This window comes from Piscinibacter sp., from assembly GCF_050175855.1.
Taxonomy (GTDB): domain Bacteria; phylum Pseudomonadota; class Gammaproteobacteria; order Burkholderiales; family Burkholderiaceae_C; genus Piscinibacter.
The window spans coordinates 1-6542 of sequence record NZ_JBFXIO010000303.1; the positions used below are offsets into that span (position 1 = coordinate 1).

The 6542-nt window shown below is 69.4% G+C and carries 6 protein-coding genes and 1 pseudogene; 4 read left to right on the top strand and 3 right to left on the bottom strand.

Annotated features, from left to right (window positions below):
- The 4 genes and pseudogenes from AB7U92_RS19510 to AB7U92_RS19525 form a co-directional block, all read left to right on the top strand.
- Positions 1 to 261: pseudogene (locus AB7U92_RS19510) on the top strand (C4-dicarboxylate ABC transporter substrate-binding protein); the annotation flags it as partial.
- Between the two features lie 3 nt (positions 262 to 264).
- On the top strand, positions 265 to 774 hold the full coding sequence (locus AB7U92_RS19515; RefSeq protein WP_428580799.1) for a TRAP transporter small permease: 510 nt from the start codon (positions 265 to 267) through the stop codon (positions 772 to 774).
- Entirely contained in the window at positions 767 to 2068 is a 1302-nt protein-coding gene (locus AB7U92_RS19520; RefSeq protein ID WP_428580802.1) for a TRAP transporter large permease, read from the top strand. The genes AB7U92_RS19515 and AB7U92_RS19520 overlap by 8 nt, the downstream gene beginning before the upstream one ends.
- Before the next feature lie 100 nt (positions 2069 to 2168).
- On the top strand, positions 2169 to 4721 hold the full coding sequence (locus tag AB7U92_RS19525; RefSeq protein ID WP_428580805.1) for an ATPase, T2SS/T4P/T4SS family: 2553 nt from the start codon (positions 2169 to 2171) through the stop codon (positions 4719 to 4721).
- Positions 4722 to 4751: 30 nt separating this feature from the next.
- Here the strand turns inward: AB7U92_RS19525 and AB7U92_RS19530 are convergent, their stop codons facing one another.
- From AB7U92_RS19530 to AB7U92_RS19540, 3 genes are read right to left on the bottom strand one after another with little or no spacing between them, the layout of a single operon-like run.
- The gene (locus tag AB7U92_RS19530) at positions 4752 to 5174 is read right to left on the bottom strand and encodes a bacteriohemerythrin (protein ID WP_428580808.1); all 423 of its coding nucleotides are present in this window, start codon (positions 5172 to 5174) and stop codon (positions 4752 to 4754) included.
- Positions 5175 to 5176: 2 nt separating this feature from the next.
- Positions 5177 to 5608 carry a hypothetical protein gene (locus tag AB7U92_RS19535; protein ID WP_428580811.1) on the bottom strand — a complete coding sequence of 144 codons (432 nt, stop codon included), beginning with the start codon at positions 5606 to 5608 and terminating at the stop codon, positions 5177 to 5179.
- Positions 5609 to 5618: 10 nt separating this feature from the next.
- A complete protein-coding gene (locus AB7U92_RS19540; protein ID WP_428580814.1) occupies positions 5619 to 6440 on the bottom strand; it encodes a hypothetical protein in 822 nt (273 codons plus the stop codon).
- Positions 6441 to 6542: the final 102 nt, after the last annotated feature.

The following is a 6542-nucleotide window of genomic DNA, read 5'->3' on the forward strand; positions in this document are numbered from 1 at the left end:
GCCTTCGACGCGCTCGACAAGCCGACCCAGGCCGCCGTGCTGAAGGCCGCCGCCGACGCCGAGGCGCGCGGCTGGGCAGCCAGCCAGAAGGTCAACACCGATACGCTCGAGAAGCTCAAGGCCAACGGCATGCAGGTGCTGCCGCCCTCGCCGCAGCTCAAGACCGACCTGCAGAAGGTCGGCGAGACCATGCTGAAGGAGTGGCTCGACAAGGCCGGCGCCGAAGGCAAGGCGCTGGTCGACGCCTACAACAAGCCCTGATCCGTGCGGCGCGCGCTCGACCGCCTCTACGACGGCTGCGCCGTGCTGGCGGCCTGCTTCATGGTGGGCCTGCTGGTGGCGGTGCTGCTGTCCATCCTCGGTCGGCAGCTGCACTTCAACATCCCCGGCATCGACGCCTACGCCGGCTACCTGATGGCCGGCGCGGGCTTCCTCGCGCTGGCCCACACGCTCAAGCGCGGCGAGCACATCCGCGTGACGCTGCTGGTCGGCCGGCTCTCCGGCAGCGCGCAGCGGGCGATGGAGCTGTGGGCGCTGTTCGCGGCCTCGCTGCTGGCGGCGCTGGGCGCCTTCTACAGCGTGCGCCTGTCCTGGCAGTCCTGGCAGTTCCACGACATCTCCACCGGCAACGACGCCACGCCGCTGTGGATCCCGCAGCTGACCATGGCGCTGGGCACGGTGGTGCTGGCCATCGCCTTCGTCGATGAACTGGTGCTCGAGGCGCGCGGCCAGCGCCTGCCGCCGATGCCCGACGAGGCTTCCCACAATGAGTGATCTCGGCATCACGCTGCTGCTGGTCGGCGCGCTGTTCCTCATCCTCGGCAGCGGGGTGTGGATCGGGCTCACGCTCTCGGGCGTGGCCTGGATCGGCATGCAGCTGTTCAGCTCGCGCCCGGCCGGCGACGCGATGGCCGTCACCATCTGGGGATCGGCCTCGAGCTGGACGCTGACCGCCCTGCCCCTGTTCGTGTGGATGGGCGAGATCCTGTTCCGCACCCGGCTGAGCCAGGACATGTTCCGCGGCCTCGCGCCCTGGATGCAGGCGCTGCCCGGGCGGCTGCTGCACGTCAACGTGGCCGGCTGCACCATCTTCGCGGCGGTGTCGGGTTCGAGCGCGGCCACCTGCGCCACCATCGGCAAGATGAGCCTGCCCGAGCTGCAGCGCCACGGCTACCCCGAGATGATGTCGCTCGGCTCGCTGGCCGGCGCCGGCACCCTGGGCCTGCTGATTCCGCCGTCGATCATCATGATCGTCTACGGCGTGGCGGCCGATGTCTCGATCGCGCAGCTGTTCATCGCCGGCGTGATCCCCGGGCTGATGCTGGCGCTGATCTTCTCGGCCTGGATCGCGATCTGGGCGCTGCTGCACCCGGGTCAGATTCCGCAGCCGGATGTACGGCTGAGCTTCGCCGAGAAGCTGCGCGAGTCGCGCCACCTCATTCCGGTGGTGCTGCTGATCGCTGCCGTGCTCGGCTCGATCTATGGCGGCATCGCCACCGCCACCGAGGCTGCGGCGCTGGGCGTCGTCGGCTCGCTGATCCTGTCGGCAGCCCAGGGCTCGCTCAGCTGGGCCACCTTCCGCGACTCGCTGCTCGGCGGCACGCGGCTGTACTGCATGATCGCGCTGATCCTGGCCGGAGCGGCCTTCCTCACGCTGTCGATGGGCTACATCGGCCTGCCACGGCACCTCGCCGAGTGGATCGGCTCGCTGGGCCTGTCGAAGTGGGAACTGGTGCTGGCGCTGAGCCTGTTCTTCATCGTGCTCGGCTGCTTCCTCGACGGCATCTCGATGGTGGTGCTGACCATGGGCGTGATCATGCCCACCATCCAGAAGGCCGGCATCGATCCGCTGTGGTTCGGCATCTTCATCGTCATCGTGGTCGAGATGGCGCAGATCACGCCGCCGGTGGGCTTCAACCTGTTCGTGCTGCAGGGCATGACGAAGAAGGACATCGGCACCATCTCGCGCGCCGCCTTCCCGTTCTTCGCCCTGATGGTGCTGGCGGTCGTGCTGCTGTATGCCTTCCCGCAGCTCGTCACCTTCCTGCCGCAGCAGATGCGGAACTGAGGGGCATTTCCGGTCCACCTCCGGGCATCGGCGCGGGGCCGCGCCCCGCACCATCGAGACTGCGACCGCCTGCGTGCGCGGCGCAGACGCGAGGATGCCGATGACCGACCTGTCCGCCCCCCTGGAATGGCAGTTGCCCGACGGCAAGGGCCCCGCCGCCGCATCGCGCCGCGAGCCCGACAAGGTCGCCCGCGACGCCTTCGCCTGGCCCACGCCGCCGTTCGCCTCCTATCCGGCCCCCACGCCGCAGACCGACCCGCTGCCCTGCGAGATCGTCGGCCTGAACGACAAGCACACCACCGGCCGGCTGACCTTCTTCGTGCCCGAGGAAGCGGTGGCCCACGTGCAGATCCCGCCAGCGCGCACCACGCTGCCGCTGCGCTTCGACCAGTTCCGCGCGCTGACGCTGACCACGCCGCTGGCCCCGCAGGCGATCGCGCCGCAGGAGCCGCACTCCGAGCTGCTCGGCCAGCGCAGCGCGAACGAGTTCCGCATCGCCTGGAACGGCGGCGGCGAGTTCGCCGGCCGCACGGTCGGCCATGTCGAGACGGAGCACGGCCTGTTCCTCTTCCCGCCGGTCGACGAGGCCGGCAGCGTGCACCGCCTGTTCGTGCCGCGCGCCGCCTATGCCTCGTTCGAGGTCGGCCCGCGCATCGGCGAGCTGCTGGTGATGGACAAGCGCGCCACCGCGCAGCAGGTGGAGCAGGCGGTGGATGCGCAGAAGAACCTGCGCAGCCAGAAGCTCGGCGACATCCTGCTGATGCGCCAGGTGGTCTCGCCCGACCAGCTGTTCGAAGCCATCGATCGCCAGGCGAAGATGCCGATGGTGCGCATCGGCGATGCGCTGATCTCGCTGGGCATGATCAACCAGGCGCAGCTCGACGAGGCGCTCCAGCAGCAACAGAGCGACCGCAGCGTGCCGCTGGGCGAGCTGCTGGTGCGCATGGGCGTGGTCTCGCGAGCCGACCTGCAGGTGGCGCTGTCGCGCAAGATGGGCTATCCGCTGGTCGACATCGACGCCTTCCCGGCCGAGGCCGACGCGCTGCGCAAGATCCCGTTCGCCGCCGCGAGCCGGCTGCGCATGATGCCGCTCTTGATCCGCGACGGCCGACTGGTGGCCGCGCTGGACGACCCGGCGCGCCGCCGCGCCGCCGTGGAAGAGGCCGAGTTCATCGCCCAGATGAAGGTGGTGCCGGTGCTGGCGCAGTGCCGCAAGCTGGAAGACGTGCTGCACGCTGCCTACGAGAAGATCGGCGGGCTGCAGGCGGGCCGCTTCCCGGAGGCCGAGGCGCTCGCGCCGATCCCGTTCGAGCTCACCGACACCGACAAGCTGATCGAATCGCTCGAGCGCGAGGAGTCGCAGCGCGTGGGCAGCGGCGCCGACGACGACCAGCAGATCGAGCAGAGCGACAACTCGCTGGTGCGGCTGATCAACAACATGGTCGTCGAGGCGCACAAGGACGGCGTTTCCGACATCCACATCGAGAGCTACCCGGGGCGCGAGAAGATCCGCATCCGCTTCCGCAAGGACGGCCTGCTGCGCACCTACCTGGAGCTGCCGTCGAACTACCGCAACGCCATGATCGCGCGCATCAAGATCATGTGCGACCTCGACATCAGCGAGAAGCGCAAGCCGCAGGACGGCAAGATCAACTTCGCTAAGTTCGTGCCGCAGCACCGCATCGAGCTGCGGGTGGCCACCATCCCCACCAACGGCGGGCTGGAAGACGTGGTGATGCGCATCCTGGCCTCGGCCAAGCCGATTCCGCTGCCGCGCATCGGGCTGTCGGAGCGCAACCTCGCCGAGCTGCAGCGCGTGGTCGAGCGGCCCTACGGCATGGTGCTGTGCGTCGGCCCCACCGGCTCGGGCAAGACCACCACGCTGCACTCCGCGCTCAGCCACATCAACGTGCCGGAGCGAAAGATCTGGACCGCCGAAGACCCGGTGGAAATCACCCAGCCGGGGCTGCGCCAGGTGCAGGTCAACCCGAAGATCGACTGGACCTTCGCGAAGGCCTTGCGTGCGTTCCTGCGCGCCGACCCGGACGTGATCATGGTCGGCGAGATCCGCGACGGCGAGACGGCGCAGACGGCGGTCGAAGCCTCGCTGACCGGCCACCTGGTGCTGTCGACGCTGCACACCAACAGCGCACCGGAGACGGTGACGCGCCTGCTCGACATGGGCATGGACCCGTTCAACTTCGCCGACTCGCTGCTGGCCGTGCTGGCCCAGCGCCTGGTGCGCCGCCTGTGCGGCGAGTGCCGCACCAGCCGTGCCGCCAGCGACGAGGAGATCGAGGAACTGCTGGCCGACTACATGCACGGTTTCGGCGAAGCCGACACGCCGCTCGCGCGTGACACGACGCGCCAGGATTGGCTGCGGCGCTTCGGCCGTGATGGCCGGCTGCACCTGCACCATGCCCCGGGCTGCGACCACTGCGGCGGCACCGGCTTCCGCGGCCGCGCCGGCGTGCACGAGCTGATGGTGGTGTCGCGCGCGCTGCGCCGCCTGATCCAGACCGGCGCGCGCGCCGAGGCGCTGCAGGAGACCGCGCTGCGCGAAGGCATGCGCACCCTGCGCCAGGACGGCATCGAGAAGGTGTGGGCCGGCGTCACGACGATCGACGAGGTGCGGGCGATCAGCAACAGCTGAGCCCCGGGCGGGGCCCCGCTGCGACGCCGCTCAGGCCGTCGTGCGGCCTTCGGGCTGCCATTCGCGCAGCTGGCGCGACGATCCCGTCACGTGGCCGATGCACCACAGCGCGAGGAAGCGCTGCAGTTCCAGCCGGTCGAAGTTCTCCACCGTGGCGATCTCGTCGGCAAGGTACTCGAACTCCTCGTGCTCGTCGCGATGGTCGTCCAGTTCGGTGCAGCCGCACGCTGCCAGCGCCGCGGCCTCGGCCTCGAAGTGCGCCTTCACCAGTGCCTTGAGGTGCACGAAAGCCTGGTCGAACTGCGCCCGGCCCTCTTCGCCCGTTGCCGACGCGCACAGCCCGGCCATGCGGTCGCACTCGGCCAGCAGGGCCTGGTGCTGGGTGTCGAGCACGGCGTGCGTCGTGGCGAAGCCCGGCTCCCAGGGTGCGCGAATCGGTGCCAGTCCGGACATGGTCAGAACCCCAGCGACTCGACCACCGCCACCAGGTCGGCGAAGCTCGCCGCCCCGAGCTTGGCGGCCAGGGCCGGCTTGTCCAGGCCCTCGCAGTCGAAGGACGTCAGCTCGACTTCCATCGGCAGCTCGCGGATCTCCAGCGGCGACATGAAGCCGATGCCGCAGAGGTGGGCGATGCAGCGCCGCTCCGGCTCGCTCAGCGGCACGCCGTGGAACTTCATCAGCTCCAGATAGCGCTCCGCGGTGCGGTTGATCTTGCCGCTGATCAGCAGAGTGTTCTTCTGATCGGCGGTGAGGATGGCCAGCGGCGGGCCGAAGAAGATCGGCGTCTTGCCGACGTGGCGCGTCTGCTCCTCGCGCGTGAGCGCCGGGGCAACCCAGGTCGGGTCGCCGCGCAGCGGCGGCTCGGTCTCGGTCGTTGGGTCGGACATCGCAACCACCTCAGTGCGCGATGGGATGCGTCTTCTCGAACGAGGCATCCTTCATGCCGCGCGGCAGCTGCGGCGGCGTTTCCGGCTGCAGCGCGATGAAGCCGCGGTTGCGCGCGCCGTCCTGCACGTTGTGCGGGTTGTGGCATTCGGTGCAGGTGAACCAGCGCTTCTTGCCGGTGCTGGTGAAGTCGCCGATGCGCTTGCCGTGGATGCCGTCGCGCCAGTCGCGCAGCTTGTCGCCGTGGCACTTGCCGCAAAGCAGCTGCGGCTGCTCGATGCTGATCGGATCGCCATAGTGGTCGACCAGCATGTTGCGCTTGGTGTTGTGGTGGCACTCCAGGCACCAGATGCGGCCGCGGCCGTGCTGCAGATCCTTCGCGTCGGGCAGCATCGCCTCCATGGTCGGGATCGGCACCGGCTTGTTGCTCTTCGGGAAGCCCGGCGGGAAGGTGCCGTTGTGGCAGGCCGTGCCGCATTGGGCGAGGAACTGCAGCTTGTCGGCGCGCGGCTTGACCACCGCGAGGTTCTCCGGGATGTCCAGCTGCGGCATCTTGCCCATCGGCACCGTGCCGTCGTACGGATCGCCATACCACAGCGCTGCGCCGGTCACGGGCGAGCACTTCACGTTCTGCACTCCGGGCTTGATCTCGCGCTGCACGACTTCGGTCGCGCCCTTGCGACTCTCGAAGCACACCACCTCGGTCGGGGCCGAGGCGGCCGCCGCCGGTGCGGCGGCTTCGGCCGTCGCCGCCGGCTTGTCCTGCGCGACGACGGACACGATGGCGGCGCCGAGCAGGGCCAGCACCACCGCGGGAAGAGCAATTCGCTTCATGGTCATCACCTCAGTGCGCCGCCGCGCTCTGGGAGGCGCCGTACTTGATGTCGCCCAGCAGGATGCCGATGGCGCCCTTGAGCAGGATGGTCAGGATGAAGA

Coding starts and splice junctions, on each gene's coding strand:
- AB7U92_RS19540 (WP_428580814.1), bottom strand. CDS start 6,440: ATGAAGCGAATTGCTCTTCCCGCGGTGGTGCTGGCCCTGCTCGGCGCC.
- AB7U92_RS19525 (WP_428580805.1), top strand. CDS start 2,169: ATGACCGACCTGTCCGCCCCCCTGGAATGGCAGTTGCCCGACGGCAAG.
- AB7U92_RS19535 (WP_428580811.1), bottom strand. CDS start 5,608: ATGTCCGACCCAACGACCGAGACCGAGCCGCCGCTGCGCGGCGACCCG.
- AB7U92_RS19520 (WP_428580802.1), top strand. CDS start 767: ATGAGTGATCTCGGCATCACGCTGCTGCTGGTCGGCGCGCTGTTCCTC.
- AB7U92_RS19530 (WP_428580808.1), bottom strand. CDS start 5,174: ATGTCCGGACTGGCACCGATTCGCGCACCCTGGGAGCCGGGCTTCGCC.